Source organism: Paracoccus sp. S4493, from assembly GCF_000967735.1.
Lineage (GTDB): Bacteria > Pseudomonadota > Alphaproteobacteria > Rhodobacterales > Rhodobacteraceae > Paracoccus > Paracoccus marcusii.
This window is the reverse complement of sequence record NZ_JXYF01000349.1, coordinates 1-616: the sequence shown is the minus strand read 5'-3', so window position 1 is coordinate 616 and position 616 is coordinate 1. Positions and strand designations below refer to the sequence as shown.

At 70.8% G+C, this 616-nt stretch carries 1 protein-coding gene; it reads right to left on the bottom strand.

What is annotated here, in order from left to right; all coding sequences use genetic code 11:
- A partial coding sequence (locus TW83_RS17675) for an ATP-binding cassette domain-containing protein (RefSeq protein WP_239441420.1) occupies window positions 1-599 on the bottom strand: 599 nt, incomplete at its 3' end.
- Between the last annotated feature and the right edge of the window lie 17 nt (window positions 600-616).

Sequence of the window (616 nt, the reverse complement as noted above, 5' to 3'; positions counted from 1 at the left end):
CCGATCTGCTCGATCCGGCCCTCGCCCATGACCACCACGCGGTCGGCCAGCTCGAAGGCCTCCTCCTGGTCGTGGGTCACGAAGATGGTCGTCGATCCGGTCGCCTCGTGCACGCCGCGCAGCCAGCGGCGCAGGTCGCGACGGATCGCGGCGTCCAGCGCGCCGAAGGGCTCGTCCAGAAGCAGCACCCGCGGCTTGATCGCCAGCGCGCGGCCAAGCGCCACCCGCTGACGCTGACCGCCCGACAGCTGCCCCGGAAAGCGGTCGGCCAGGTGGTCGATCTGCAGAAACGCCATCAGCTCGTCCGCGCGGGCGGCGATCTGGGCGCGGGTCGGGCGCTGACCGCGCGGCAGGACGGACAGGCCAAAGCCGATATTGTCGCGCACCGTCATGTGGGGGAACAGGGCGTAATGCTGAAAGACGAAGCCGATGCGTCTGTCGCGGGCGGCCAGCGCCAGCCAGTCCTGCCCCTCGACCCGCAGCTGCCCGGCATCGGGCCATTCCAGCCCGGCGATGATCTTCAGAAGCGTGGTCTTGCCCGATCCGGGCGTGCCCTCGACAAGATACAGCCGCGATGGCGTCAGCCCGCCCAGCAGCACGGCATCCAGGCCGGGGG